The organism is Pseudomonas kuykendallii, assembly GCF_900106975.1.
GTDB classification, from domain to species: domain Bacteria; phylum Pseudomonadota; class Gammaproteobacteria; order Pseudomonadales; family Pseudomonadaceae; genus Pseudomonas_O; species Pseudomonas_O kuykendallii.
The window spans coordinates 91,747-117,677 of record NZ_FNNU01000005.1; the positions used below are offsets into that span (position 1 = coordinate 91,747).

General features: G+C 65.3%; 18 protein-coding genes, 3 tRNA genes and 1 pseudogene. 9 read left to right on the forward strand and 13 right to left on the reverse strand.

Annotation, left to right across the window (positions count from 1 at the left end; translation table 11 throughout):
- Window positions 1-247 precede the first annotated feature (247 nt).
- A complete protein-coding gene (locus tag BLV15_RS16410; RefSeq protein WP_090231071.1) occupies window positions 248-727 on the forward strand; it encodes a DUF1289 domain-containing protein in 480 nt (159 codons plus the stop codon).
- 55 nt (window positions 728-782) lie between these two features.
- On the opposite strand, the gene BLV15_RS16415 is transcribed toward BLV15_RS16410, so the two are convergent.
- Window positions 783-1,646 (reverse strand): universal stress protein, encoded by an 864-nt coding sequence (locus tag BLV15_RS16415; protein WP_090230624.1) that lies wholly within the window; start codon window positions 1,644-1,646, stop codon window positions 783-785.
- Window positions 1,647-1,856: 210 nt separating this feature from the next.
- On the opposite strand from BLV15_RS16415, the gene BLV15_RS16420 reads away from it, so the two are divergent.
- Complete coding sequence (locus BLV15_RS16420) at window positions 1,857-2,456, forward strand: MiaE family protein (RefSeq protein WP_090230628.1); 600 nt, start codon at window positions 1,857-1,859, stop codon at window positions 2,454-2,456.
- Between the two features lie 24 nt (window positions 2,457-2,480).
- Here BLV15_RS16420 and BLV15_RS16425 read toward each other — a convergent pair whose 3' ends face one another.
- The 6 genes from BLV15_RS16425 to nirB form a co-directional block, all read right to left on the reverse strand.
- Window positions 2,481-3,761 (reverse strand): nitrate regulatory protein, encoded by a 1,281-nt coding sequence (locus BLV15_RS16425; protein WP_245728213.1) that lies wholly within the window; start codon window positions 3,759-3,761, stop codon window positions 2,481-2,483.
- A 12-nt stretch (window positions 3,762-3,773) separates the two neighbouring features.
- Window positions 3,774-4,538 carry a uroporphyrinogen-III C-methyltransferase gene (gene cobA / locus BLV15_RS16430; protein WP_090230629.1) on the reverse strand — a complete coding sequence of 255 codons (765 nt, stop codon included), beginning with the start codon at window positions 4,536-4,538 and terminating at the stop codon, window positions 3,774-3,776.
- 34 nt (window positions 4,539-4,572) lie between these two features.
- Window positions 4,573-6,237 (reverse strand): bifunctional protein-serine/threonine kinase/phosphatase, encoded by a 1,665-nt coding sequence (locus tag BLV15_RS16435; protein WP_090230632.1) that lies wholly within the window; start codon window positions 6,235-6,237, stop codon window positions 4,573-4,575.
- Window positions 6,238-6,245: 8 nt separating this feature from the next.
- Window positions 6,246-7,457, reverse strand: coding sequence for a NarK family nitrate/nitrite MFS transporter (locus BLV15_RS16440; RefSeq protein WP_090230635.1), 1,212 nt, complete (start codon window positions 7,455-7,457; stop codon window positions 6,246-6,248).
- Window positions 7,458-7,770: 313 nt separating this feature from the next.
- Window positions 7,771-8,145: a nitrite reductase small subunit NirD gene (gene nirD / locus BLV15_RS16445; protein WP_090230639.1), complete on the reverse strand. Its 375-nt coding sequence runs from the start codon at window positions 8,143-8,145 to the stop codon at window positions 7,771-7,773.
- Window positions 8,145-10,703 carry a nitrite reductase large subunit NirB gene (gene nirB / locus BLV15_RS16450; protein ID WP_090230641.1) on the reverse strand — a complete coding sequence of 853 codons (2,559 nt, stop codon included), beginning with the start codon at window positions 10,701-10,703 and terminating at the stop codon, window positions 8,145-8,147. Before nirB ends, nirD begins: the two co-directional genes overlap by 1 nt.
- Before the next feature lie 594 nt (window positions 10,704-11,297).
- On the opposite strand from nirB, the gene BLV15_RS16455 reads away from it, so the two are divergent.
- Entirely contained in the window at window positions 11,298-15,347 is a 4,050-nt protein-coding gene (locus BLV15_RS16455; protein WP_090230644.1) for a bifunctional nitrate reductase/sulfite reductase flavoprotein subunit alpha, read from the forward strand.
- Here BLV15_RS16455 and lpxH read toward each other — a convergent pair whose 3' ends face one another.
- Window positions 15,348-16,070 carry a UDP-2,3-diacylglucosamine diphosphatase gene (lpxH, locus tag BLV15_RS16460; protein ID WP_090230647.1) on the reverse strand — a complete coding sequence of 241 codons (723 nt, stop codon included), beginning with the start codon at window positions 16,068-16,070 and terminating at the stop codon, window positions 15,348-15,350. It lies immediately after the preceding gene.
- Window positions 16,071-16,074: 4 nt separating this feature from the next.
- Window positions 16,075-16,569 (reverse strand): peptidylprolyl isomerase, encoded by a 495-nt coding sequence (locus BLV15_RS16465; protein ID WP_090230649.1) that lies wholly within the window; start codon window positions 16,567-16,569, stop codon window positions 16,075-16,077.
- A gap of 246 nt (window positions 16,570-16,815) precedes the next feature.
- On the opposite strand from BLV15_RS16465, the gene BLV15_RS16470 reads away from it, so the two are divergent.
- From BLV15_RS16470 to BLV15_RS16480, 3 genes are all read left to right on the forward strand, one after another.
- Window positions 16,816-18,486, forward strand: coding sequence for a glutamine--tRNA ligase/YqeY domain fusion protein (locus BLV15_RS16470; RefSeq protein WP_090230654.1), 1,671 nt, complete (start codon window positions 16,816-16,818; stop codon window positions 18,484-18,486).
- A gap of 204 nt (window positions 18,487-18,690) precedes the next feature.
- Window positions 18,691-20,073: a cysteine--tRNA ligase gene (gene cysS / locus BLV15_RS16475; RefSeq protein ID WP_090230656.1), complete on the forward strand. Its 1,383-nt coding sequence runs from the start codon at window positions 18,691-18,693 to the stop codon at window positions 20,071-20,073.
- 135 nt (window positions 20,074-20,208) lie between these two features.
- Window positions 20,209-22,113 (forward strand): DEAD/DEAH box helicase, encoded by a 1,905-nt coding sequence (locus BLV15_RS16480; protein WP_090230659.1) that lies wholly within the window; start codon window positions 20,209-20,211, stop codon window positions 22,111-22,113.
- 48 nt (window positions 22,114-22,161) lie between these two features.
- Here the strand turns inward: BLV15_RS16480 and folD are convergent, their stop codons facing one another.
- The gene (folD, locus tag BLV15_RS16485) at window positions 22,162-23,016 is read right to left on the reverse strand and encodes a bifunctional methylenetetrahydrofolate dehydrogenase/methenyltetrahydrofolate cyclohydrolase FolD (protein ID WP_090230662.1); all 855 of its coding nucleotides are present in this window, start codon (window positions 23,014-23,016) and stop codon (window positions 22,162-22,164) included.
- Between the two features lie 278 nt (window positions 23,017-23,294).
- Between folD and BLV15_RS16490 the strand changes: the two genes are divergently transcribed.
- The 3 genes from BLV15_RS16490 to BLV15_RS16500 all read left to right on the forward strand — a co-directional run bounded on the left by BLV15_RS16490 (window position 23,295) and on the right by BLV15_RS16500 (window position 23,616).
- A tRNA-Arg gene (locus BLV15_RS16490) sits at window positions 23,295-23,371 on the forward strand.
- Between the two features lie 33 nt (window positions 23,372-23,404).
- Window positions 23,405-23,480, forward strand: a tRNA-His gene (locus BLV15_RS16495).
- A 51-nt stretch (window positions 23,481-23,531) separates the two neighbouring features.
- Window positions 23,532-23,616 (forward strand) — tRNA-Leu (locus BLV15_RS16500).
- Between the two features lie 278 nt (window positions 23,617-23,894).
- On the opposite strand, the gene BLV15_RS16505 is transcribed toward BLV15_RS16500, so the two are convergent.
- From BLV15_RS16505 to BLV15_RS22580, 3 genes and pseudogenes are all read right to left on the reverse strand, one after another.
- A complete protein-coding gene (locus BLV15_RS16505) occupies window positions 23,895-24,686 on the reverse strand; it encodes a CatB-related O-acetyltransferase (RefSeq protein WP_090230664.1) in 792 nt (263 codons plus the stop codon).
- A 241-nt stretch (window positions 24,687-24,927) separates the two neighbouring features.
- Entirely contained in the window at window positions 24,928-25,239 is a 312-nt protein-coding gene (locus tag BLV15_RS16510; protein ID WP_090230666.1) for a hypothetical protein, read from the reverse strand.
- A 319-nt stretch (window positions 25,240-25,558) separates the two neighbouring features.
- Window positions 25,559-25,742: pseudogene (locus BLV15_RS22580) on the reverse strand (DapH/DapD/GlmU-related protein); the annotation flags it as partial.
- Between the last annotated feature and the right edge of the window lie 189 nt (window positions 25,743-25,931).

Sequence of the window (25,931 nt, forward strand, 5' to 3'; positions counted from 1 at the left end):
GCTGGCGCATTGCAGGTCGAGCGGGTCGACATGCCTGCGCCAACGAATCGTCCTGACGGGAGTTACTGTGCTCGTGACGCTTTGAAAACAGCTTCGAACGGACATTGGCGCCGAAAACGGCGGAGCTCATCCTACCGGAAAACGGGTGCGAAGTTAAGCCGCGGACCGGCAGTCGGACGGGGTGACCGGTGTTAGACAAAGGGCTAAGATGCCGGCCTGTTTCGCCGCCCGCCTTTCGTTGTTCGCCATGTCCAATCAGCGCATCAAGACGCCCTGCGTCGGTCTCTGCTCCACCGTCTACGGCGATCTGGTCTGCCGAGGCTGCAAGCGCTTCCACCATGAAGTGGTCAACTGGAACGCCTATAACGAGGACGAGCGCCGCGCGGTGTGGGCGCGTCTCGAGGTGCTTCTCGATCAGGTCATGCAGGCCAAGCTGGAGGTGTTCGATACCTCGCGCCTGCGCCAGCAGCTCGAGCAGCGGCAGATCCGCTTCGTCCCCGAACAGTCGGCGTACTGCTGGGCCTACCAACTGATCGCCCGTGGCGCGCGGGTGATCAGCCAGCTGGATGCCTATGGCGTGGTGCTGATGCCGGAGTTTCGCGGCTGGACGCTGCCTGACCTGCGCGACGCCATCGACCGCGAGTTCTTCATCCTGTCCGAGGCGCACTACGAGCGCTACATCGCGCCGAAATTCCTCCGCGAAGGCGTCGAGCAGCGCTTTCCCTGACGCGACGCTGCGCAACGAAAAAGCCGCCCGTAGGCGGCTTTTTCATGGGCGTCGTTCAGCGCTGGGCGACCAGTTCCTCAAGGTGGTCAATGATGTCGTCCGGCTTCAACACCAGCACATCGCTGTCCAGCGAATCCAGCACCACTTCGGCGGTATTGCCGATCAGCGCGCCGGAAAATCCGCTGCGCCCCACCGTGCCGAGCACCGTGACGGCGGCGTGCAACTGGTCCGCCACCTGGGGAATCACCACGTCGGCCGGGCCTTCGCAGACGTGCAGGCGTTCCGCCGGTACGTCGTACTCCGTCTGGAACACCGCGCACGCCTCCCGGTAGCGCGCCTCGATGGTCTCGCTGAGCTGGAAGGTCGGATCGGCAGAAGCAAGCATCGCCGCCGGGTGGGCGCTGACGACGTGCAGCGAGGCATTGGCCAGTTCGGCGATGTCGTAGGCATGACTGACGATGCTGGCGTGCAGCGTGCGGTGCTCGCTGTCCGAGTTGCCGACATCGACGGCAGCGAGCACCTTGCCGCCGGTCCAGAGCCTGTCGGTTTTCACCATCAGCACCGGGGCAGGGCAGTAACGCAGCAGTTTCCAGTCATCCGGAGTCAGCAGCAGGCGCTTGAGGGCGTTTTCCGCCACGTGCTGCTTGATCACCAGCCCGCAGCCTTCGGCCTGCTGGGCGTTGATCACCGTCTGGTGAGGAGTGTCCTGCCAGGCTTGCTGCGCGCTGGCGCTGTAGCCGTCCCGCTCCAGTTCGCTGACCAGCTCGTTGAGGTAGGTGGCGTGCTGGCGCTTGTTGTCGCAGACCAGCAGATGCAGGTGCGACTGGGTTACGCCGGCGATGAGGCGGGCGCGCTTGAGTGCCAGGTCATCGGTCTGATCGGGCTGTATGACCACCAGAATGCTGCGGATGGCGTGCATGGTGCTGTCCCTCGTGCCTGTTTCGACCCGAATGACTGTAGACGCTGGGTCCGGCGCCGCGCTTGATGCATATCAAACGCGCCAGGCTGGCCGTGCGACGGCGCATTCGTATAATGCTGCGCTTCGCGATATCGACCCGAGCCGCCATGCCTTTCCAAACCGTCTCCCCGCGTTCCGCCGTTCGCCTTCTGCTTCATGGGGAGCGTGCGCATGCTGCCTGAGATCGGTGAATTCCTCGGTTGCAGCACGCCGGACGCCTGGATCGCCGCCGCGTTGCAGCAGCAGGACGTGATGCTGCTGGATCACAAGAACTGCGAGTTCAAGGCCGCGTCCACGGCGCTCAGCCTGATCGCCCGCTACAACGCGCATGTCGACCTGATCAACTATATGTCCCGCCTGGCCCGCGAGGAGCTGGTGCACCACGAGCAGGTCCTGCGCCTGCTGAAGAAGCGCAGAATCGGCCTGCGCCCGGTTTCCGCCAGCCGCTATGCCTCTGGTCTGCGCGCCACGGTGCGCAGCCATGAGCCGCAGAAGCTGGTGGACACGCTGGTGGTGGGCGCCTTCATCGAGGCGCGCAGCTGCGAGCGCTTTGCCGCGCTGGTGCCGCATCTGGACGAGGAACTGGGCAAGTTCTACTACGGGCTGCTGAAGTCCGAGGGCCGGCATTTCCAGAACTACCTGCGTTTCGCCTACCAGTACGGCGATGCCGCGGATGTCGAGCAGACGATCGAGCGGGTGAGGGCGGTGGAAGCCGAGCTGATCCAGAGCCCGGACAGCGAGTTCCGCTTCCACAGCGGCGTGCCGGCCTGATCGATCAGGCGTTCGCCAACCCGTTCAACCGCGTGCCGAACTGGCAGCTTCCTTGCGCAGGTGGGTCATCACCTGATCCGCGATATCGGCCAGGCGTTTGCCGCTGTCCATCGCCGTGCGCAGCAGCTGCTCGTGGGCGGCCTGCTCGCTCAGTTGATAGCGCTTCATCAGCAGGTTTTTCGCCTGATCGACGCGTTTACGCTCGCTGAGGGTGCTGCGCGCGTCCTTCAATTCCTCGCCCAGTGCTTGCAGGCGCTGCGTCTGTTCGTGAACCAGGTCGAGGATCGAGCGGTTCAGCTGGCTGCCGATACCGTCCTGCGGCGAGCCGTCGAGCGCGGTGCCCTGGACGTTGAACAGCACCGGCTGGGTGTTCGCGGCATTCCCGACCAGGCGCTTGAGCAATGCGCGGTGGTTGTCGAGATCGGCGCCGGCATCGGCGATGCTCTGCCGGCAGCGTTGCAGCAGGTCCCGAGCCAGCAGGTTCTCGACCTGTTTCATCGCATCGATGCGGCGGGTGCAGACGTCGAACCACAGCTCACCGAGATCGGCGTCCACCGTCGCGTTCTTCGCCGTGCGTTGCGCGACCCCGCGCAGCGATCGCAATTGGGCCTCCATGTCGCCCGCCAGGAGATCCTCCCAGACCGCCAGCGCGGACGAGTTGGCGTACTCGCGGAAGATGTCGAAGCAGCGCTGCTGCCCTTCGAGCAGGTGGCGCATTCGTTCATGCTGCGCGTCGTCGAGGTAGCCGGCGGCGAACCCGGCGACGCCGGTCGCGCGCTCCTGGCCGGCGAGCTCCTTGCCCTGCATGAAGTTGAACATCGCCACCAGGGCGCGGGTGAGCTCGGGGTCGAGGGCGGTGTCGGCGGCCTCGAAGACCACGGCGAGCAGGCCACCGATCAGGCGGGTGAAGCCCGTCATCGCTTCGCTGGAGGTCACCCGCTGTTCGCGGACGCGGCGGCGCAGGCGCGGCAGGTCGTCGAGGCTGTAGAGGACGAAGGCGATCCGGTTGAGCAGCCGCGCCTTGTCCGTCGAGCCGCCGAGGTCGAGCTGCTCCAGGCAGTCGCGCAGCTGCTTCTCGCTGTGCCGGGACTCGTCGCTGAGGCGGTCGAGGGTGGTCAGCAGGCGCTCCTGAACGTTGCCCAGGTACATGTTCGAGTAGCCGCGCTCCTTCTGCAGGGCATGCACCAGCTGGCTGATCAGCGTTACCAGTTCGCAGGTGACGGCCAGGCTTTCCAGGCTCTGCAGTTCGCAGCGGCGGGCGGCGAGCATGAAGCGCAGGGCGGCGGGCATGCTGTCGTCGGTCATGGTCTTGCTCCTTCAAAGGATCGCGGCCGCTCCATGGTCGCGCATGGATGCACCGGCGAGCTGATGCACGTGGTATGCCGCCACTTCGCCGATCACCAGCACGGCAGGGCTTTGCAGGGCGAAGTCCGCGGCGTCCCGTTGCATGCGCGAGAGCGTGGAGCGGCACTCGCGCTGGCCCGGCAGCGAGGCCTGCTCGATCATCGCCACCGGGGTGTCGGCCGGGAGGCCTCCGGCCAGAAGATGATTGCGGGTTTCGCCCAGCTTGGCCACGCCCATGTAGACCACCAGCGTCGTGCCGCTGCGCGCCAGGGCCGACCAGTCGGGGCTGGCGCCGTCCTCGGTATGCGCCGTGACCAGGGTGACTCCGCGAGCCACGCCGCGCAGGGTAAGCGGGATGCCGCACTGGGTGGCGGCGGCCAGCCCGGCGGTGATGCCGTTGACGATTTCGCAGGCGACGCCGTGCCCGGCCAGCCATGCCGCTTCTTCGCCGCCACGGCCGAAGATGCACGGGTCGCCGCCCTTCAGGCGTGCCACGCAGCGGCCCTGGCGGGCGTAGCGCAGCATCAGGCGCTGGATGAATGCCTGCGGGGTGGAGCGGCAGCCGCCGCGCTTGCCGACGCGCAGGACGCGCGCCTGCGGACAGTGCGCGAGGACCTGCGGATTGACCAGGTCGTCGAGCAGCACCACCTCGGCCTCGCCCAGGGCACGCACGGCCTTGAGGGTGAGGAGTTCCGGATCGCCGGGGCCGGCGCCGATCAGCCAGACTTTCGCGTTCATTCGATTTACCTCGTCAGGTGGTTGGCGGTCGGTCTCAGTGCCGATAGAGCCAGGTGAGGATCAGTACCAGGTTGAGCAACAACGACAGCCCGGCGATCGCCCGCCAGGTTTTCAGGGGTTCGCGCTGCAACAGCGGGCGCGCGAGGGTGGGCGGCTGGCGTTCGCCCTGTTCCAGCTGCAGCAGGGCTTCTTCGGCGGTTTCGAAACGGTCGGCCGGATCGCTGGCCAGGCAACGCGCCAGCCAGGCGTCGAGCCAGGCCGGCAGTTCCGGCCGGCGTCGGGCCGCACTCGCCGGCGGCGAATGGAAGCGTGGAACCTGGAACGCCTCGACCTCGCCGTAGGGAAATTGCCCGGTGAGCAGCCGATGCAGGGTGACGCCGACGGCGAACAGGTCCTGGCGCGGCTCAGGCTCGGCGCCGTGATAGCACTCCGGGGCGATGTAGCTGGGGGTGCCCGGCAGGCCGTAGGCACCGTCGCGCGACAGTCCGGGGCAATAGGCCAGGCCGAAATCCAGCAGGCGCAGCTCGCCGTCCACACCACGGTGCAGGTTCTCCGGCTTGATGTCGCGGTGCAGGATGTTGCGCCGGTGCAACTGGCCGACCGCGCGTAGCAGGCGCGTCGCGCAATCCAGCCATTCGCCCAGCGGCAAGGGGCCGTCCGCCTCGAGCTGCTCGGCGAGGCTGCGACCGGCGTACTCGCGCTGCACGTAGTACAGGTGGCGACGCTGGGGCAGCGGATGGATTTCGACGAAGGCGCGGCCCGGCACGCGGCGCTGCAACCATTCCTCCATCATCAGTGCCTGTGCGGCCGATCCATCCTCGGCCAACGCGGCGGGCAGCGTCTTCAGCAGCCAGTGCCGGCCCTGCTCGTCGGCCACGCGATAGCGCCGCGACTGCTGCGATTCACTGAGCAGCGCCAGCATCTGCCAGCCCTCGAAACGCTGGCCCGGCTTGAGCACCGGCGCCGGTGGCCAACTGGCGGCCTGGTCCTGCCAGTCGCTTTCCGGCAGCGCTTCCACGCGGATCAGCAGCGCGCTGGCATTGTCCTGGCTGCCGGCGCAGTGCGCGGCATGCACCAGCGCCTGCGCGGCGGAGCGAGGGTCGTCGGTGGCCTGCAGCACGCTGCGCACGCCCGCGTCGCCCAGCGTGCTCCACACGCCGTCGCTGAGCAGCAGGAGGGTGTCGCCGACGTTCAGTTCGCCCTCGCTGAAGTCGGCCACCAGGTGACTTTCCAGGCCCAGGGCACGGGTCAGCACATGCTGCATGCCTGGCTGCTGCCAGACATGGTCCTGGCTCAGCCGGCGCAGTTCGGCGTCGCGCCAGCGGTAGGCCCGGCAATCGCCGACATGCGCGAGGGTGAAGCGCCGCCCGCGCAGCACCAGCGCCGACAGGGTGGTCAGCAGCGGCTGGCCGTTGCCGGCGGTCTGCAGCCAGCGGTTCTGCGCCTGCAGCAGTTTTTCCAGGCTCTGCGCCACGCTCCAGGTTTCCGGCGTGGCGTAGTAGTCCTGCGCCAGCGCCTGAACGCTGGTTTGCGCCGCCAGGCGGCCATCGGCGCAGTAGCTCACGCCGTCGGCCAGGGCGAACAGGCAGCCTTTGCTGCCGGCCAGCGAGGGCTCCGGGAGCACGCTGCGCAACGCGTCCTGGTTCTCCTCGCGCGGGCCGGTGGCGCTGGCTTCGCCGATGACGAGCTTGAGCGACATGCGCGGGCTCAGACGCGTGCTGCGGTGGAGGCCGCGGAGCCCCAGGTGGTGCGCCAGCGACGCTTGACGCCGCACAGGCCGAACCAGGCAACTACCGCCAGGCTGGCGAACAGCCACAGGCCGAGCTGGTAATCGCCGGTCGCCTGCTTCACCGCACCGAGGCCGGACACCAGCAGGAAGCCGCCGATGCCGCCGGCCATCCCGATCAATCCGGTCATCACACCGATCTCGCGATGAAAGCGCTGCGGCACCAGCTGGAACACCGCGCCGTTGCCCGCACCAAGGCTGAGCAGCGCGACCACGAACAGGCTCAGTGCCACCAGCGAACTGGAAATGTGGAAGCCGACGGCGGCGATGCAGATGGCGGCGAGGGTGTACATCGCCAGCAGGCTGCGGATGCCGCCGATACGGTCGGCCAGCGCGCCACCCAGTGGGCGGAACAGGCTGCCGCCGAACACGCAGGCGGCGGTGTAATAACCGGCCGTCACCGGGTCGAGGCCATACTGGTCGTGGAAGTAGCCGGGCAGGGCGCTGGCCAGGCCGAGGAAGCCGCCGAAGGTCACGCTGTAGAAGAACATGAACCACCAGCTGTCCTTGTCGCCGAGGGCGCGGGCATAGTCGGCCATCCGCTTCGGTGCCGGTCGCCGGGGGGCATTACGGGCGCAGAGCACGAACAGCGCGAGGGTGATCACCAGCGGAATCAGGGCAAAGCCGAACACGTCGTTCCAGCCGAACATCTTCGCCAGCGCCGGCGCGAACAGCGCGGCGAACACCGTGCCGGAGTTGCCGGCACCGGCGATGCCCATCGCCTTGCCCTGGTGCTGCGGTGGATACCACTGCGACGCCAGCGGCAGCGCGACGGCGAAGGAGGCGCCGGCAAAGCCGAGGAACAGCCCGAGCAGCAGCGTTTGCTCGTAACTGTGCACACCCGCCAGCCAGGCCACCGCCAGCGCGGCGATGACCACGCACTGGCCGAAGATGCCGGCGGTCTTGGGCGACGTCCGATCGGCGAACAAGCCGAGGATCAGGCGGAACACCGCCCCGGCGAGAATCGGCGTGGCGACCATCATCGAGCGCTGCTGGGTGGTCAGTTGCAGGTCGGTGGCGATCTGCACGGCCATCGGCCCGAGCAGATACCAGACCATGAAGCTCAGGTCGAAATACAGAAAGGCCGCGAACAGCGTCGGCGTGTGGCCGGCTTTCAGGAAACTGGAGTTCATCGTGAATCCCCTCATCTTTTTCAGGCGCAAAAAAAAACGCCAGAGCATCGTCCCGTTTACGGGGTGGATGCCCTGACGCCTTTGTCAGGAGGTGGATGACCATGGGGATCATCCGCGTTTTGGTAAATGCAAGGAGCAGGCCATTGGATGGCATTCGAGCGCCGGAAAACGTATTTGCGGCGCAGTGGCCCTAATCTGCAGGTATCCAGGCGCAGACCGCGCCCCGTGGGGCCGCAATGCACTTCTTCGCGTTGGATTTCCTGCTGCCAAGTAGTGCGCTCGACATCGTTTTGGTGCGCTTTTCGCGCAGCGATTACACGCTGTCGAAAACCTCCACCCTGTCGCCGCGCAAGCGCACTGGCCAGGCCCGCAGGCGTTGGTCTGGATACTCCACGCAACTGCCGTCTTCCAGGCGGAAGTGCTGCTTGTACAGCGGCGAGGCGATGACCAGTTCGCCGCCGAGCTGGCCGACGATGCCGCGGCCGATCACGTTGGCCGATGATTTCGGGTCGCGGTTGTCGAGGGCATAGAGCGGCCGGTCGGCCTGCTGCGGCAGGTAGAACAGCGCGATCTGCCGACCCTCGAGCAGCACCACCACGCCGGACTCGGCGACCAGGTCGCGCTCGCCGCAGACCTCGCGCCAGTGGTTGTCGCCCATCGCCGCGGGCGTTTCTCTCGAGGTGTTCATCAGACGCTCTCCACGGTCAGGGGAATCAGTTCGGGTTCGTTGGCGTTTGCCGGGCGGCGCTGGCCGCGCTCCTTGACGAAGCGGATGTCGGGGTCGCCGCCGCGGTCGTTGACGAAGGTGCGGAAGCGCTTGAGCTTGTCCGGGTCGGCGAGGGCGTTCGCCCATTCGCATTCGTAACGGTCCACCACCAGTTGCATCTGCGCCTCCAGTTCGCCGGCCAGGCTCAGGCTGTCGTCGATGACCACGGCCTTGAGGTAGTCGAGCCCGCCCTCCAGCGATTCGCGCCAGACCGAGGTGCGCTGCAGCTTGTCGGCGGTGCGGATGTAGAACATCAGCAGGCGGTCGATGGTGCGGATCAGGGTTTCGTCGTCGAGGTCGGTGGCGAACAACTCGGCATGTCGCGGACGCATGCCGCCGTTGCCGCAGACGTAAAGGTTCCAGCCGTGTTCGGTGGCGATCACGCCGATGTCCTTGCTCTGCGCCTCGGCGCACTCTCGGGTGCAACCGGACACCGCGAACTTGAGCTTGTGCGGCGAACGCAGGCCCTTGTAGCGGTGCTCGATGCGCAGCGCCATCTTCACGCTGTCCTGCACGCCGTAGCGGCACCAGGTGCTGCCGACGCAGGACTTCACCGTGCGTGTGGATTTGCCGTAGGCGTGGCCGGTCTCGAAGCCGGCGACGATCAGTTCGCCCCAGATGTCCGGCAGTTCATGCAGCTGCGCGCCGAACAGGTCGATACGCTGGCCGCCGGTGATCTTGGTGTAGAGGTCGTATTTCTTCGCCACCGCGCCGATGGCGATCAGCCCGTCCGGGGTGATCTCGCCGCCGGGAATGCGCGGCACCACCGAATAGGTGCCGTTCTTCTGCATGTTGGCCATGAAGGTGTCGTTGGTGTCCTGCAACGGCACCAACGAAGGCTCCATGATCGGCCGATTCCAGCAGGATGCGAGGATCGAGCCCACCACCGGCTTGCAGATGTCGCAGCCGACTTCGCCCTTGCCGTGGCGGGCGAGCAGGGTGTCGAAACTTTCGATGCCTTCCACGCGGACGATGCCGTAGAGCTCCTGGCGGGTGAAGGCGAAATGCTCGCAGAGGCTCTTGTCGACGGCGACGCCACGGGCGCTCAGTTCGTGCTCGAAGACCTGCTTGAGCAGGGCGCTGCAGCCGCCGCAGCCGGTGCCGGCCCTGGTCGCGGCCTTGAGTTCGCCGAGGTCGGTGATGCCGGCGTCGACCTGGCAGCACACCGCGCCCTTGCTGACGTTGTGGCAGGAGCAAATGGTCGCTGTCGCGGGGAGCGCGTCGACGCCCAGTGCCGGCGCGGACTCGCCGCGCGGCAGGATCAGGCTGGCCGGGTCGGCGGGCAGGGCGATGCCGTTCTGCGCGTATTGCAGGAGGGTGTCGTAGTAGCTGTTGTCGCCGACCAGCACCGCGCCGAGTACCTGCTTGCCGTCGGCGGAAACCACCAGGCGGCGGTAGCTGGCGGTGGCTTCGTCGATGTAGCGGTAGCTGCGCGAGCCGGCGCTGGCGCCATGGGCGTCGCCAATGGAGCCGACGTCCACGCCGAGCAGCTTGAGCTTGGTCGACATGTCGGCGCCGAGGAATGGCTCGCACGGCTGTCCGCAGAGTTCGGCGGCGGCCTTGCGCGCCATCCGGTAGCCCGGCGCGACCAGGCCGAAGACGCTGCCGTTCCAGGCGGCGCATTCGCCGATGGCGTAGATATCGGCGTCGCTGCTGCGGCAGTGCTCGTCGACGGCGATGCCGCCGCGCGGTCCGAGTTCCAGCCCGCACTGGCGGGCGAGGGCGTCCTGCGGGCGGATACCGGCGGAGAACACGATCAGATCGGTTTCCAGGAACTCGCCCTCTGCGAAGTTCATCCGGTAGCGGTACTGCTCGCCGGCGCTGATCGACTGGGTAGCGCGCGACAGGTGCACGCCGACGCCCAGTGCCTCGATGCGTGCCTTCAGCGCCGCGCCGCCGTGGTCGTCCAGTTGCACCGGCATCAGGCGCGGGGCGAACTCCACGACATGCGCTTCCAGGCCGAGGGATTTCAGCGCGTTGGCCGCTTCCAGGCCGAGCAGGCCACCGCCAACCACCACGCCACGGCGCGCCTGGCTGGCGGCGGCACGAATGGTGTCAAGGTCGTCGAGGGTGCGGTAGACCAGGCGTGAATTGCCCTCGGCGCCCTCGATGGGCGGCACGAACGGGTAGGAGCCGGTGGCCAGCACCAGCTTGTCGTAGGGGAAGCAGCCGTTGGCGGTGATCACTTCGTGGCGCTGGCGGTCGATCTCCAGCACCGGCGTGCCCAGATGCAGCGTCAGGCCCGGCTGCTGGTAGAACGCCGCGTCGCCCATGGCCAGCGACTCGGCATCGCGTCCGCCAAAGTATTCGGACAGGTGCACACGATCGTAGGCGCGCTGGCCTTCCTCGCCGAACACATGGATGCGGTAGCGCTGCTGGGCACCCATGGCGACCAGTTGCTCGACGCAGTGGTGGCCGACCATGCCGTTGCCGATCACTATCAGCGTCTGCACAGAATTGAAGGAGGTGGCTGAGTTCATGGGTTACCCCGACCGATACGGTTTTCTGGAGGCAAAAAAAAGCGCCCGGGACCTTTCGGTCCGCGGGCGCCTTTGCCTGTTCTTCACATGAATTGTGGTGCCGTTCGCCAGGCTGCCTGGCGGAGCGTTGCGGTCTTCGACGGCACGCTGCGGCGAATGGACCGATGCAGCGGCCATGCCAGAACGGTCTCCGTGCCCGTATTCCTCGCGGCGGAAAAACCGCCAGGCCAGGAACGACGCTCCTTTGCGTCCGCTCGGACGGCCTTGCCAGCGGCCTTCCAACGGGACGCACCCGGTTGGTGAATCTGCCCCAATGACGAGCCGCGCCGTCGACCGTGCCTCCTTGTGGGGCCGCGGCGCGGTGCGCAGAGCGATCGCCGAAGTGCCTGCCAGCGGGCGCTGAACTCAATGAAACCGCCGTCTGCGAGCGCATCGTCGACCCGATGGCAAACCTGGCGTGTGCCTTGCACCGTCCTCGCTGCGCGTGATCAAAAACGATTGCGCACCCTTACGACAAAGGCGCCGTGCCGCTCCCGTTGAAAACGGAAGAGCGATACGGCGCCTTTTTTTGTTTCTGTGATTCGAGGTCCGGGTATGGCGAGCAACACGGTCAGGAGTGTGTGTCCTTATTGCGGCGTGGGCTGCGGCATCCTCATGGAGGTGGAGGACAACCGCGTACTCAAGGTCAGCGGTGACAGGCAGCATCCGAGCAATTTCGGCCGTCTGTGCACCAAGGGCACCACCTGCGCGCAGCCGATCACCGCGCCCGGCCGCCTGCAGCATGCCTACCTGCGCAGCGAGCGCACGCAGCAGCCGGCGCAGGTTGGCCTGGAGGAGGCCATCCAGGCAGCCGCGTCGCGCCTGCGCGGCATTCTCGATACCCATGGCCCCGACGCGCTGGCGCTGTATGTCTCCGGGCAGATGTCGCTGGAGGCGCAGTACCTGGCCAACAAGCTGGCCAAAGGCTTCTGGCGGACCAACAACATCGAGTCCAACTCGCGGCTGTGCATGGCCAGCGCCGGCAGCGGCTACAAGCTGTCGCTGGGTTCGGATGCGCCGCCCGGTTCCTACGAGGATTTCGAGCACGCCGACCTGTTCTTCGCGATCGGCGCGAACATGGCCGACTGCCATCCGATCCTGTTCCTGCGCCTGCTCGACAGGCGCAAGGCCGGGGCCCGGCTGATCGTCGTCGATCCGCGGCGCAGCGCCACGGCGGACAAGGCCGATCTGTTCCTGCAGATCCGCCCCGGCACCGACCTGGCATTGCTCAATGGCCTGCTTCACCTGCTGTGGAAGAACGGCCAGTGCGATGAAGCCTTCATCGCCGCGTTCACCGAGGGCTGGGAGGCGCTGCCGGCGTTTCTCGAACACTACACGCCGGCACGCGTCGCCACGCTGACAGGCCTGGCCGAAGCGGACATCCGCCAGGCGGCGCAGTGGATTGGCGAAGCCGGCGAATGGATGAGCCTGTGGACCATGGGCCTGAACCAGAGCACCCGCGGCACCTGGCACACCAATGCGCTGTGCAACCTGCACCTGGCCACCGGCGCCCTCTGCCGGCCGGGCAGCGGGCCGTTCTCCCTCACCGGGCAACCCAATGCCATGGGCGGACGCGAGATGGGCTACATGGGCCCCGGCCTGCCGGGGCAGCGCTCGGTGCTGGTCGAGGAAGACCGCGCGTTCGTCGAGGACGCCTGGGGCGTGCCGCGCGGGACCCTGCGCAGCGAGGTCGGCGGCGGCACCGTGGCGCTGTTCGAGGACATGCGTGCCGGCAAGGTGAAGGCCTGCTGGATCATCTGCACCAACCCGGTGGCCAGCGTCGCCAACCGCGAGGCGGTGATCGCGGGGTTGCAGGCCGCCGAACTGGTGATCGCCCAGGACGCCTTTCTCGACGGCGAAACCAACCGCTACGCCGACATCCTCCTGCCCGGCGCGCTCTGGGCCGAGGCCGACGGCGTGATGATCAACTCCGAACGCAGCCTCAGCCTGGCGCCAAGGGCCGTCGAGCCCCCCGGCGAAGCCATCGCCGACTGGCAGCTGATCGCCCGCGTGGCCTGCGCCATGGGCTACGCCGAGGCGTTCAGCTACGCCTCCGCCAGCGAGGTGTTCGAGGAGATCAGGCGCTTCCACAATCCGGCGACCGGCTACGACATTCGCGGCGTCAGCCACGCCAGCCTGGGCCAGGCGCCGCAGCAATGGCCCTGTCCGCCGGGAGGCGGCCACGAACGTCACCCGCGGCGCTACCTGAACGACGGCATCAGCCAGCGCCTGCACCGGCGCGAGGACGGCAGCCTGCCGCGGCTGGCGTTCGCCACACCGAGCGGCAAGGCGCGGTTCTTCGCAAGGCCGTACATGAGCCCGGCGGAAATGCCCGACAACGCCTTTCCCTTCGTGCTCAACACCGGGCGCGTGCAGCACCAGTGGCACACTCTGACCAAGACCGGCAAGGTCGCCACCTTGAACAAGCTCAACCCCGGCCCGTTCGTGGAAGTCCACCCCGAGGACGCTGAGCGGCTGGGCGTGGCCGTTGGCGATCGCTTGCAGATCCGCTCACGGCGCGGCGACGCAATGCTGCCCGTGGTGGTCAGCGAGCGCGTGCTGCCCGGCAACTGCTTCGCGCCGTTCCACTGGAACGACGCGCAGAGCGAGGGGCTGGCAATCAATGCCGTGACCAGCAGCGCCGTCGACCCGATTTCCTTGCAGCCCGAATTCAAGTTCAGCGCCGTGGCGCTGAGCAAGGTCGAGCTGATCGAACACCGATTTCTCGACACGCCGACGAACCAGAGCGAGGTGACGGCGCCGGTGGAAGCCTTCGCCGCGCGGCTCGGCGACGCCAACTATGCGCCGCCGGAGCTGACTGACAGCGAGCGGATTTACCTGTCCGGCTTCATCAGCGGCCTGCGTTCCGCCGAGGGCGTCGGCGTGCCGAGCCTGCCGGCCCAGGCGCCGTTGGCGGTCGATACGCGCCTATGGCTGGACGGCATGCTCGCCGGCCTGTTCAGTCGCAATCAGCTGGTACCCGCCGCGCAGGCTCCGGCGCTGCCGCAGGTCACGCTGCTCTGGGCCTCGCAGACCGGCAACGTGGAAACGCTGGCCGAACGCTTCGCGCAGCGGCTGGGCGAGGCCGGGCTGGGCGTCGCATCGCACTGCATGAGTGACTTCCCGGCCCAGCGACTGGCGGAAACCAGCACGGTGCTGATGCTCAGCAGCACCTTCGGCGACGGCGATGCCCCGGACAACGGGCAGCGCTTCTGGGAAGGCCTGCGCGCCGCATCGGCGAGCCTGGAAAACCTGCGGTATGCGGTGCTGGCGCTGGGCGACTCCAGCTACGAACGGTTCTGCCAGCACGGCAGGAACCTCGACCGCCGTCTGGCCGAACTCGGCGCTACGCCGCTGCGCGCCTGCCTGACCTGCGACAGCGATTTCGATGAGCCCGCCGGCGCCTGGCTGGAAGAACTGCTGCCCATGCTTCACGGCGGCACGGCGGCGAGGCCTTCGGCTGGCGGCGCCTCCATTGTCGCCAGGGCCGAACCGACAGAGGTGGTCAGCAAGGAGCGCCCGCTGGGTGCCGAGCTGCTGGTCAACCTGAAGCTCAACGGCGAAGGCTCCGGCAAGGAAACCCGCCTGTTCGCGCTCGGTCTCGGCGAGTCGGGGCTGAGTTACCAGGCCGGCGATGCGCTCGGCGTATGGCCGAAGAATTGCCCGGCGCTGGTCGAGGAAGTGCTCGCTCTGGCGAAGCTGGACGGCGAGCAACTCGTGAATATCGCGCGGGTCGGCGATTTGCCGCTGCGCGAGGCGCTGAGCAGCCATTTCGAGATCGCCCGGCCGAGCCAGGAAGCCCTGGCGCTGATCGCCGAGCGCAGCCGCAGCGACGAACTGAAGGCGCTGCTGGGCGAACGCCGGGCCGAACTGGGCGGCTGGCTGTGGAGCCGGCAACTGGCCGACGTGCTGCAGGCGTTTCCCGCCCGCTATGCCGCCGAGGAGTTGCTCGGCAGCTTGAAACGGTTGCAGCCGCGGCTGTACTCCATCGCCTCCAGCCCCAAGGCGCACCCCGACGAAGTCCACCTGACCGTATCGACCGTGCGCTACGGCAAGCGCAAGGGCGTGGCGTCGACCTTCCTCGCCGACCGCGCGCAGGGCGGCGAAGTCCCGGTGTTCGTGCAGCGCTCGAAGCATTTCCGGCCGCCGGTCGATGGCGATGCGCCTATGGTGATGATCGGCCCCGGCACGGGCGTGGCGCCGTTCCGCGCCTTTCTACAGGAGCGGCGGATGCGTGGCGATCGGGGGCGCAACTGGCTGTTCTTCGGTGAACAGCACGAAGCGTCGGACTTCTACTACCGCGACGAACTGCAGGAGATGCAGCGCGATGGTCTGCTCACGCGCCTGAGCCTGGCGTTTTCCCGCGATCAGGCGCGGAAGATCTACGTGCAGGAGCGCATCCGCGAGAACGGCGCGGAGCTGTGGCGCTGGCTGGAGGAGGGCGCGAGCCTGTACCTGTGTGGCGATGCGAGCCGCATGGCCAAAGATGTCGACGGGGTGTTGCGCGAGGTCGTCCGCGATCACGGCGGATTGGACGAAGAACGTGCCGCGGAATTCATCCGCGGCCTGGCGGAGCAGAAGCGCTACCTGCGCGATGTCTACTGATCAGCCTAGCGGGAAGGCGTCGAGGCGATAGCCTTCGACGTCGATCTGCAGCGCCCAGCCCTGGGCATCCCAGTCGCCGAGCACGATACGTTCGGCCGGCTGGCCGTCGACCTGCAGTGGATGCCGTGCGGGGCGATGGGTGTGGCCGTGGATCAGCCGCTTCACGCCATGTTCGTGCATCAGCCGGAGCACCTCATCCGGGGTGACGTCGACGATATCCGCGGCTTTCTGCCGGGTCTGCATGCGGCTTTCCTTGCGCAGCTTGCGACCGAGCCTGTGCCGGGTGGCCAGCGGCAGGTTGCGCAGGATGAACAGCACCAGCGGGTTGCGCAGCCAGCGGCGCAGGCGCATGTAGGCGATGTCGCGGGTGCACAGGCTGTCGCCGTGCATCAGCAGCACGCGCTCGCCCTGCAGCTCGACGACGCTCGGATCGGCTAGCAAGGTGCAGCCGGCTTCGCGACAGAACGCCTTGCCGATCATGAAATCGCGATTGCCGTGCATCAGGTAGATATGTGTGCCGCCGTCGCTCAACTGGCGCAGGGCTTCGGCGATCCGGTGCTGGAAGGGCGTCATGGCGTCGTCGCCGATCCAAGCTTCGAAGAAGTCGCCGAGGATGTACAGCGCATCGGCGTGTGCGGCGCGATCCTGCAGGAAAAACAGAAACGCCCGGGTGATGTCCGGGCGTTGTTCTTCGAGGTGCAGATCGGAAATCAGCAGGATCAAGGGATCACTCGACGATTTCGGCTTTCTCGATGATCACGTCGTCCACCGGTACGTCCTGGTGACCGGACTTCATGGTGGTGGACACGCCCTTGATCTTCTCGACCACGTCCATGCCTTCGGCGACTTCGCCGAACACCGCGTAACCCCAGCCCTGCACGGTCGGCGCGCTGTGGTCGAGGAAGGTGTTGTCGGCAACGTTGATGAAGAATTGCGCGGAGGCCGAGTGCGGCTCCATGGTGCGTGCCATGGCCACGGTGCCGGTCTTGTTGGAGAGACCGTTGTTGGCTTCGTTCTTGATGGTGGCGCGGGTGGCCTTCTGCTTCATGCCCGGCTCGAAACCGCCACCCTGGATCATGAAGTTGCCGATGACACGGTGGAACACGGTGTTGTCGTAGTGACCGGCCTTCACGTATTCCTTGAAGTTGGCCACGGTTTCCGGGGCCTTGTCTTCGAACAGGTTCAGGGTGATGACGCCGTGGTTGGTGTGCAACTTGATCATGGGAATTCACTCTTGTCTGGCAAAGGGCGGGTCGTCGAATCCGGGTGGGCCGAAGGCGGAGCGGGGCGGCAGCGGCCCTTCGATCCACTATCAACGAGCACGTCCGCTTTGCGGCTGTCAGGGGGTTGACGGGTTCGCTATCATACGGGCTTTGATTTGGCCGGCCTACCCTGCGCGGCGCACCCGAAGAGGCCGTTGCCGTTCCATCGCGATGAAACGTCAACGGACCATAAGATCAAGGACCCTATGAGCAAGCCAGAGACTCCCACCGCCAGCAACTTTCTCCGCCCGATTGTTCAGGCCGACCTCGACGCCGGCAAGCACGCGAAGATCATCACGCGCTTTCCCCCGGAGCCCAACGGTTACCTGCACATCGGCCACGCCAAGTCGATCTGCCTGAACTTCGGTCTGGCCAAGGAGTTCGGCGGCGACTGCCACCTGCGTTTCGATGACACCAACCCGGCCAAGGAAGACCAGGAATACATCGACGCCATCGAAAGCGACGTGAAGTGGCTGGGCTTCGACTGGTCCGGCGAGGTGCGCTACGCCTCCAACTATTTCGAGCAGTTGCACGCCTGGGCGATCCAGCTGATCGAGGCCGGCAAGGCCTACGTCGACGACCTGTCTCCGGAGGAAGCGCGCGAGTACCGCGGCACGCTGACCGAAGCGGGTCGCAACAGTCCGTTCCGCGACCGCTCGGTGGCCGAGAACCTGGACCTGTTCGCGCGCATGAAGGCCGGCGAATTCCCCGATGGCGCACGTGCGCTGCGGGCGAAGATCGACATGGCCTCGCCGAACATGAACCTGCGCGACCCGATCCTCTACCGTATCCGCCATGCGCATCATCACCAGACCGGTGACAAGTGGTGCATCTACCCAAGCTACGACTTCACCCATGGTCAGTCGGATGCCATCGAGGGCGTGACCCACTCGATCTGCACCCTGGAATTCGAAGATCACCGTCCGCTGTACGAGTGGTTCCTGGCCAACCTGCCGGTGCCCGCACAGCCGCGCCAGTACGAGTTCGCCCGGCTCAACCTGAACTACACCATCACCAGCAAGCGCAAGCTCAAGCAACTGGTGGACGAGAAGCACGTCCAGGGCTGGGACGACCCGCGCATGTCGACGCTCTCGGGTTTCCGCCGCCGTGGCTACACGCCGGCCTCGATCCGCAACTTCTGCGACATGATCGGCGTCAACCGCGCCGGCGGCGTGGTCGACATCGGTATGCTCGAGTTCGCCATCCGCGAGGACCTGGACGCCAACGCCGCGCGCGCCATGTGCGTGCTCAAACCGCTCAAGGTGGTGATCACCAACTATCCCGAAGGCCAGGTGGAGAACCTCGAGCTGGCGCGCCATCCGAAGCGGGACATGGGCGTGCGCGTCCTGCCGTTCGGCCGCGAGATCTACATCGACGCCAGCGACTTCGAGGAAGTCCCGCCGGCCGGCTACAAGCGCCTGATCCCCGGTGGCGAAGTGCGCCTGCGCGGCAGCTACGTGATTCGCGCCGATGAGGCGATCAAGGATGCCGACGGCAACATCGTCGAGCTGCGCTGCTCCTACGACGAGAACACCCTGGGCAAGAACCCCGAGGGTCGCAAGGTCAAGGGCGTGATCCACTGGGTGCCCGCCGCCGAGAGCGTCGAGTGCGAAGTGCGCCTGTACGACCGTCTGTTCCGCTCCGCCAACCCGGAGAAGGCCGAGGAGGGCGCGAGCTTCCTCGACAACATCAACCCGGAGTCGCTGGTGGTGCTCACCGGTTGTCGCGCCGAGCCGTCGCTGGCCCGGGCCGAGCCGGAAGAGCGCTTCCAGTTCGAGCGCGAAGGCTACTTCTGCGCCGACCTCAAGGACTCGCGCCCCGGCCAGCCGGTGTTCAACCGTACCGTGACGCTGCGCGATTCCTGGGGCCAGGGCTGAGAGCCCGCTTACGATCTGCTGCGCGTTGGCCATCCCGCGTTGGAAATCCCTTCGGACTGCTCATTTACAGCTTGTAAACTCCGCGTCCTCAGGTATTTCCGCCTTGGCTGGCTCTAGCTCGCGAGATCGTAAACTGGCTCTTTAACGTCACGATATCGTCGAAACGGGCCACGCGATGTGGCCCGTTTTTTCAGGACATGGACCATGCTTTCGATCTACAACACGCTGAGCAAGACCAAGGAACCCTTCAAGCCGCTGCTGGGCAACCAGGTGCGCATGTACGTCTGCGGGATGACCGTGTACGACTTCTGCCACATCGGCCACGCCCGTGTGATGGTGGCCTTCGACGTGATCGCCCGCTGGCTGCGCCATTCCGGCTACGAGCTGAACTACGTGCGCAACATCACCGACATCGACGACAAGATCATCCGTCGTGCGCAGGAGAACGGCGAATCCTTCGAGGCGCTGACCGAGCGCATGATCGCCGCGATGCACGAGGACGAGGCCCGCCTGGCGGTGCTGCGTCCCGATCAGGAGCCCCGTGCCACCGGCCACATCGCCGGAATGCACGCGATGATCCAGACCCTGATCGACAAGGGTTTCGCCTACGCGCCGGGCAACGGCGACGTCTATTACCGGGTCGGCAAGTTCGTCGGCTACGGCAAACTGTCGCGCAAGAAGATCGAGGACCTGCGCATCGGCGCGCGTATCGAGGTCGACGAGTCCAAGCAGGACCCGCTGGATTTCGTCCTCTGGAAAGGCGCCAAGCCGGGCGAGCCGAGCTGGGAATCGCCGTGGGGCGCCGGTCGGCCCGGCTGGCATATCGAGTGCTCGGTGATGTCGACCTGCTGCCTGGGCGAGACCTTCGACATCCACGGTGGCGGTCCGGACCTGGTGTTCCCGCACCACGAGAACGAGATCGCGCAGAGCGAGGCGGCCACCGGCAAGCTCTACGCGGCGTCCTGGATGCACGCCGGCGCGGTGCGCGTGGACGGCGAGAAGATGTCCAAGTCCCTGGGCAACTTCTTCACCATCCGCGAGGTGCTGGAGAAGTACCACCCGGAGGTGGTGCGCTACCTGCTGGTTTCCAGCCATTACCGCAGTCCGATCAACTATTCCGAAGACAGCCTGAAGGAAGCCAAGGGCGCGCTGGAACGCTTCTACCATGCGTTCAAGGGCCTGCCGGATGCACAGGCGGCCGGCGGCGAGGCATTCGTCGAGCGTTTCGCCACGGCGATGAACGACGATTTCAACTCGCCGGAAGCCTGCGCGGTGCTGTTCGACATGGTGCGCGAGGTCAACCGCCTGCGTGACACCGACCTGCCGGCCGCCGCCGGGCTGGCCGTGCGGCTGAAAGAGCTGGCGAAGGTGCTGGGTGTATTGCAGTTGGAGGCGGACGCCTTCCTGCAGGCCGGCGCCGAGGGCAAGGTCGATGCCGCCGAGGTCGAGGCGCTGATCGCCGCGCGTCTGCGCGCGCGTGCCGACAAGGACTGGGCCGAATCAGACCGCATCCGCGACCAGCTCGGCGCCATGGGTGTGGTCCTGGAAGACGGCAAGGGCGGCACCACCTGGCGTCTGGCGGAATAACCGAAGCCACCTCGGAAAGGGCCGCTCAGCGGCCTTTTTCATTTTCGATGGTGCCATCCCGGCCGATGGCCCTTTCGACTCGAGCAACGGCTTACCCTTGGCCGCTATGCCACACGAAGCGGTTGGAACTACCGAATGCTGTCTGCCGTGAAACGCTACAAACTGCTGCTTTCCAGCGCGCTGGCGCGCTACTTCCCCCGTACCACCGCCTACCTCAATGCCGGGCCTGTCGCTGCTCCGGTGGCGCAAAAGCGTGCCGCGCGAAAGAGCGGCGCAACGACCAGGAAGCGCAGTGCCGGCAAGACCGCGGGCGGCAAACCCGCGTCCGCCGGGCTCTATTCCGCCAGCCCGATGCCCCTGGAGGCCGCTCAGGTCGCCGCGATGCGGGAACGGGTGAGCCAGGCCGTCAGCGTCGGTGTGATCAGCGCGCCGTCGGACGAGCAGTGGGCGATGATCCTCTCCCGTGGGGCCGCGACGCGTGTGTTCGCCGGCGCCGGCTCGGGAAAATCCACGACGCTGGTGCTGCGCGTGGTGTTCATGCTTTGCCACCTGCGCATCGACCCGGGCAGCCTCACGGTGATTTCCTTCACCAGCGCGTCCTGCGCGCAACTGCGCGAGCAACTCGGCCGCGTGCTGGCGTTCTGGGAGTTTCCCTTCGACGCCGCCCAGGCGCGCCAGTGCGTGCGGACCTTTCATTCGGCAATGGGCATGCTGGCGCGCGAACACCTGGGTGCGCCCCGCTGGTTCGAACAGTTGGCCGAGCGCAGCGCCGATGCCGAGCCGGACAACCCGCTGACCGCCTCGCGCCTGAAACCTGCGCAGACCGCCTTGCTCCGGCAGGCCTACCAGCGCTGCTACACCGAGCAGGCCGCTTTCCGTGGCGCTGTGCATCGGCTCCTGGGCATGTCTGACCCCGGGCCTGGCGAACCCATGAAGGCACCTATGGACGCCTATCAACTGCCCGGCGAGTTCTCCGCCGCGCCGCTGTTCGAGGTGTTCTACCAGCAGGCCGGCTTCATCCAGAGCATTGGCATCCGTATCGACCGTCTGGAGCCGAAGGCGCTGCCGTGCTCGGCCGCAGAGCGGCTGTTCATCGAAGCGCTGGTGATGTTCTGGCGAGCCTTCGAAGGCGAGTTGAGCGAACGTGGGCTGATGACCTTCGATGGCGCCTTCCAGGCGCTCACGGACAGGTTGCCGAAGCTTCCTTCCGGCGGGGCGCTCGAGCCTCTGCGGCATCTGCTGATCGACGAATTCCAGGATATTTCGCCGCAGATCGTGCAGTGGCTACAGGCGGTACATCGGCGCCTGGCGGGCGAAGGCGGCGCCGTCAGCCTGATGGCGATCGGCGACGACTGGCAGTCCATCTACGGCTGGCGCGGCAGTTCCCCGGAGCTGTTCATGGACTTCGATCGCCACTTCCCCAGCCGCGGGCGCTCGCGCAAGAGCACGCTGTTGCTGCTGGAAACCAACTACCGCTCCATCGAACCGGTGATCCGCGATGGCGAGGCGGTGCTCGCCGGGGTCGAGGTGAAGCAGGCCAAGCTCAGTCGCGCCTTCAGGCACGAGCAGCCGGGCGATCACGGCGTGCGGCTGGAGAGCGGCTTCGATATCAGGCGACACCTGCCACGGCTGATCAGGGAGATCACGGCCCAGTGCGAGCACGCCCTAGGCCGAGTCGGTGCGGAGCGCAACGCCGTGCTGGTTCTCGGTCGGCGCAACGAGCCGCTGCGGGCGATCCAGGCCGAGCTGGACGAACGACTGCCGGTGAAGACCTACACCATTCATCGCGCCAAGGGGCTGCAGGCCGAAGTGGCGATCATCCTCGACGACGGCGCCAGCGTCCCGGCGCACCCGCTGCGTAATGCGCTGTATCGGCACTCCGGCTTCTTCCGCAACAGCTACGACCAGGCGATGCAGGATGAGAGCCTGCGCCTGGCCTACGTGGCGATAACCCGTGGCGTCAGCCGGGTGATCTGGTTCACCGACAAGCCCAGGGGCGCGGCGCGGTTGCTGGAGCAGCGAACGGCTGGCCGGAAATGACGAAGGGCACCCAAGGGTGCCCTTCGTTCCGTTGCGGCGTTGCAATCCTCAGGCGTGCAGGTGCTCGGCGGCGTACAGGGTGTTCTCCAGCAGGCAGGCGCGGGTCATCGGGCCGACGCCGCCGGGAACCGGGGTGATCCAGCTGGCACGTTGCAGCGCCGGTTGGTACTCCACGTCGCCGACCAGCTTGCCGTCTTCCTGGCGGTTGATGCCGACGTCGACGACGATCGCGCCCGGCTTGATCCACTCGCCCTTGACCAGCCCCGGCTTGCCGACCGCTACCACCAGCAGATCGGCATTGGCGACGTGCGCCGCCAGGTCCTTGGTGAAGCGATGGGTGACGGTGACAGTGCAGCCGGCCAGCAGCAACTCCAGCGCCATCGGCCGGCCAACGATGTTGGACGCGCCTACCACCACGGCGTTGAGCCCGTAGAGATCGACGCCGGTGCTGGCGAGGAGGGTGATGATGCCTTTCGGCGTGCACGGGCGAAGCATCGGCATGCGCTGCGCCAGGCGGCCGATGTTGTACGGGTGGAAGCCATCGACGTCCTTGTCCGGGCTGATGCGTTCGAGCAGCAGCGATGCGTCCAGGTGTGCCGGCAACGGCAATTGCACGAGGATGCCGTCGATCTCCGGGTTCTCGTTGAGGCTGTCGATCAGGCCCAGCAGTTCTTCCTGGCTGGTTTCGGCGGGCAGGTCGTAGGCGCGGGAGTCGAAGCCGACCTCCTCGCAGTCCTTGCGCTTGTGCGAAACGTAGACCTGGGACGCCGGGTCGCTACCCACCAGAATCACCGCCAGTCCAGGTGCACGAAGACCCTGAAGACGCCGCTCGGCAACACGTTGGGCGATCTGCAGGCGGAGGCTGGCGGCGATCGCTTTGCCGTCGATCAGTTGTGCAGTCATTGCGCTTGGTTAACCATCGGGAAGGATTGAAAAAGGACGCGCATTCTCGCATGGCGTCGCGGGCGGGCAAAGTCGGCTGATTGGCGTTTCCCCGTAAGCTCTTTAAATACCTGAATATTTTTTCAATCCGAGTGTTGACGTGGTGCAGGCCTCTCTATAAGATTCGCCCCGCTTGTCGAGCACAGCCAGCCGCTGGGTAAGATGGAAAAAGGGTAGAATTCGACCCTTGAGACCAACGCTTTTAAGTCCGCGCTTCGCTTTCGAATGCAGATGATTAAGCGCCCGTAGCTCAGTTGGATAGAGCATCCGCCTTCTAAGCGGATGGTCGCAGGTTCGAGTCCTGCCGGGTGCGCCATTTGGCCGCTCAGGCACAGGCAAACGTAATATGGTGGGCGTAGCTCAGTTGGTAGAGCACAGGATTGTGGCTCCTGGTGTCGTGGGTTCGATTCCCATCGTCCACCCCATATTCGAGAAAACGCCAGGTCCAGTACCTGGCGTTTTCGTTTCAGCGTCATGCGGACGTGGTGGAATTGGTAGACACACCAGATTTAGGTTCTGGCGCCGCAAGGTGTGAGAGTTCGAGTCTCTCCGTCCGCACCATGTAACCCGCTGTTTTCCAATGAGAAAAGTTCTAGCTCGGTCTTTAATGGGGGCGATTTGGGAACACTTGGGAATGGGCACAAAAAAGGCAGCTCCGAAATGGGCTGCCTTTTTTCGTTGTTCAGGATGGGTTTGGCGTTTTGATGTGCGCGTTACGGTCGCCCCGCTTGATCGGCTGCCAGGCGACAAGGATCTGCGTACCCGTACTTCCGGCTTTAGGTGCTCCCTGGCTAAATGTGCAGGTGCAACATTGCAGGTACAGCGTATCCAGCGACAAGCTATTGGTTTGCCAGTCTGTAAAACTCCTTCGAGAGATTTATTTTCTTGAATTCATGCTTGGTTATTTCCTGCGTGGAAATCTTCTTCTCCAGCGTGACGATAAAGTCTTCCACCCCATCCACTTCGCCAGTTGGTAGATCGGTATATTTATAATCCCACCAGGAGAGGGCCAGCAGTCTATCTACGATCTCGCTAGGGAAGCGATAGCGGATGACCTTGGCCGGGACGCCGGCTACGATCGCGTAGGGTGGAACATCCTTTGTCACCACGGCGTTACTCGCGATAATGGCGCCGTGCCCTATTGTGATACCGCCCTTCAATACAACGTCTCCTCCAATCCACACGTCATGACCTACCTTGGGTGAGGGTGCAAACATCCCTTCGAAGGGGGTTATTTCATAGTTTCCTGCATAACCGTCCAGTGATTTTTCTGCGAAAACCTTGATGTACGTAACTGGGCTGGTGGTGAAACGATCTATCGGATGCTGGGACCCCATAATCGTAATGCCGGATGCGAGGCTGCAATATCGTCCAATCTGCATGTCGGCAGGGAGCTTGCTATTGGCGTAGGAGTGCGCACCTATCGTGCAAAAGCTGCGGTTGGGCATCGACGAGTTGTTTTCAGTGGTCACTTCGCAAGTGATTTTGATTTTTTGCCCTTTTTCCAGCAGCCACCAATTTCTTGCACGGTAGACGCCTGTAACTTTTTGCGCATGGTTGAGGTAAATGCGTTCGGCGATACAAAAGGCTTCGTGCTGCTTCGTCCATCTAAAACTGAATGGGTACTCCATTACTACCGTTCTCGCTCATTCGATTTATTCGAGTTATTCGATTGTATTCATGCTGATACAAAAGGCCAGTGCTACCAGGCGCCGAATGTCCGATAAACAGAGAGAGGTCTTCACAGAAGTGAGAGGCCGAGTTTGGAAGTAATGGATACGAGCGAATGCTCTATAAGGCGAGTAGCAACGACAAAGGCGGCATCGCATGCGCCGCCTTTGCCCGCCAAGGCATACAAAACAAGAGTTCGAGCTACTTCTTCACGATCGCCCTTTGTCCGGCGCTCGTGGCTGGGGCTTCGATGATCATTTTGTAGATGGAGTCCGCCTGACGCTGAATCGAGCAGTCGGAGTTTTCGTCGCCCGATATCGCGCGCGCCTTGCCTGGCTCGCATGCCTGATAGTTGGTAGGGGCCGTTACGGAACTCGAACTTGCCCACGCCTGGAGCGCGGCTTCGCGCGAACCGTCAGCGGTTGTTCTGGCCATGAAGGTGTAGCCGCCCACGGCAAGGGCGATCATCAGAAATGTCAGGTTTATCTTGAAGAATACGGTCTTGATGTCCAATTGCTTCTCCTGTCAGCGCCTAGGGCGTTTCGTTAAAAGGCAATTGCAGGTGCCGCGCAGCAGTGCGCAGCGAATGTCTGGACCTCGTTTAGCACCGCGCGTTCCGTGCCTACGCCGAGATCCGACGGAATGAGTCGTTGTGCGTACTGACGCTAACGAGCCAGCTCTGGTGACGTTTGCCGCGAGGAGTCGATCTCGTTCTGGGTGCGCGCTCCCGACAGTCCCGCAACAAGGGCCTGGACATCCGATCCACGAATCAATGCAGCCTTTTCCTTCAGGACTTCCGCAGGCAGGTGCCACCACTGAAGCGCCTCGAGGCGCTCGATGTCCTCGGGTTCGAAGCGGTATTTGATGACTTTGGCCGGGACGCCGCCAACGATCGCGTAGGGCGGAACGTCCTTGGTCACTACCGCGCCAGCGGCAATGATGGCGCCGTCGCCAATCTTGACGCCGTCGAAGACCACCACGTTGGCGCCGATCCACACGTCATGGCCGACATAGGTCCGCTTGAGTTCCTCGAAGTAATCCTTGTCGGAAAAACTCACGCCGCATTGCTTGAGGGTCGAATAGAACACCGGATGGGTGCTCAGCATGTCGACCGGGTGCGAGCCCAGGCCGCCCAGTCGCGTGCCGGGGCCAATGCTGCAAAAGGAGCCGATATCGATGTTCACGGCCTTGCAGCCCGCCAGATA

Excerpts from the sequence above, each read along its gene's own strand:
- BLV15_RS16410 (WP_090231071.1), top strand. The coding sequence starts at position 248 with ATGTCCAATCAGCGCATCAAGACGCCCTGCGTCGGTCTCTGCTCCACC.
- BLV15_RS16415 (WP_090230624.1), bottom strand. The coding sequence starts at position 1,646 with ATGCACGCCATCCGCAGCATTCTGGTGGTCATACAGCCCGATCAGACC.
- BLV15_RS16420 (WP_090230628.1), top strand. The coding sequence starts at position 1,857 with ATGCTGCCTGAGATCGGTGAATTCCTCGGTTGCAGCACGCCGGACGCC.
- BLV15_RS16425 (WP_245728213.1), bottom strand. The coding sequence starts at position 3,761 with ATGACCGACGACAGCATGCCCGCCGCCCTGCGCTTCATGCTCGCCGCC.
- cobA (WP_090230629.1), bottom strand. The coding sequence starts at position 4,538 with ATGAACGCGAAAGTCTGGCTGATCGGCGCCGGCCCCGGCGATCCGGAA.
- BLV15_RS16435 (WP_090230632.1), bottom strand. The coding sequence starts at position 6,237 with ATGTCGCTCAAGCTCGTCATCGGCGAAGCCAGCGCCACCGGCCCGCGC.
- BLV15_RS16440 (WP_090230635.1), bottom strand. The coding sequence starts at position 7,457 with ATGAACTCCAGTTTCCTGAAAGCCGGCCACACGCCGACGCTGTTCGCG.
- nirD (WP_090230639.1), bottom strand. The coding sequence starts at position 8,145 with ATGAACACCTCGAGAGAAACGCCCGCGGCGATGGGCGACAACCACTGG.
- nirB (WP_090230641.1), bottom strand. The coding sequence starts at position 10,703 with ATGAACTCAGCCACCTCCTTCAATTCTGTGCAGACGCTGATAGTGATC.
- BLV15_RS16455 (WP_090230644.1), top strand. The coding sequence starts at position 11,298 with ATGGCGAGCAACACGGTCAGGAGTGTGTGTCCTTATTGCGGCGTGGGC.
- BLV15_RS16465 (WP_090230649.1), bottom strand. The coding sequence starts at position 16,569 with ATGATCAAGTTGCACACCAACCACGGCGTCATCACCCTGAACCTGTTC.
- BLV15_RS16470 (WP_090230654.1), top strand. The coding sequence starts at position 16,816 with ATGAGCAAGCCAGAGACTCCCACCGCCAGCAACTTTCTCCGCCCGATT.
- cysS (WP_090230656.1), top strand. The coding sequence starts at position 18,691 with ATGCTTTCGATCTACAACACGCTGAGCAAGACCAAGGAACCCTTCAAG.
- BLV15_RS16480 (WP_090230659.1), top strand. The coding sequence starts at position 20,209 with ATGCTGTCTGCCGTGAAACGCTACAAACTGCTGCTTTCCAGCGCGCTG.
- folD (WP_090230662.1), bottom strand. The coding sequence starts at position 23,016 with ATGACTGCACAACTGATCGACGGCAAAGCGATCGCCGCCAGCCTCCGC.
- BLV15_RS16505 (WP_090230664.1), bottom strand. The coding sequence starts at position 24,686 with ATGGAGTACCCATTCAGTTTTAGATGGACGAAGCAGCACGAAGCCTTT.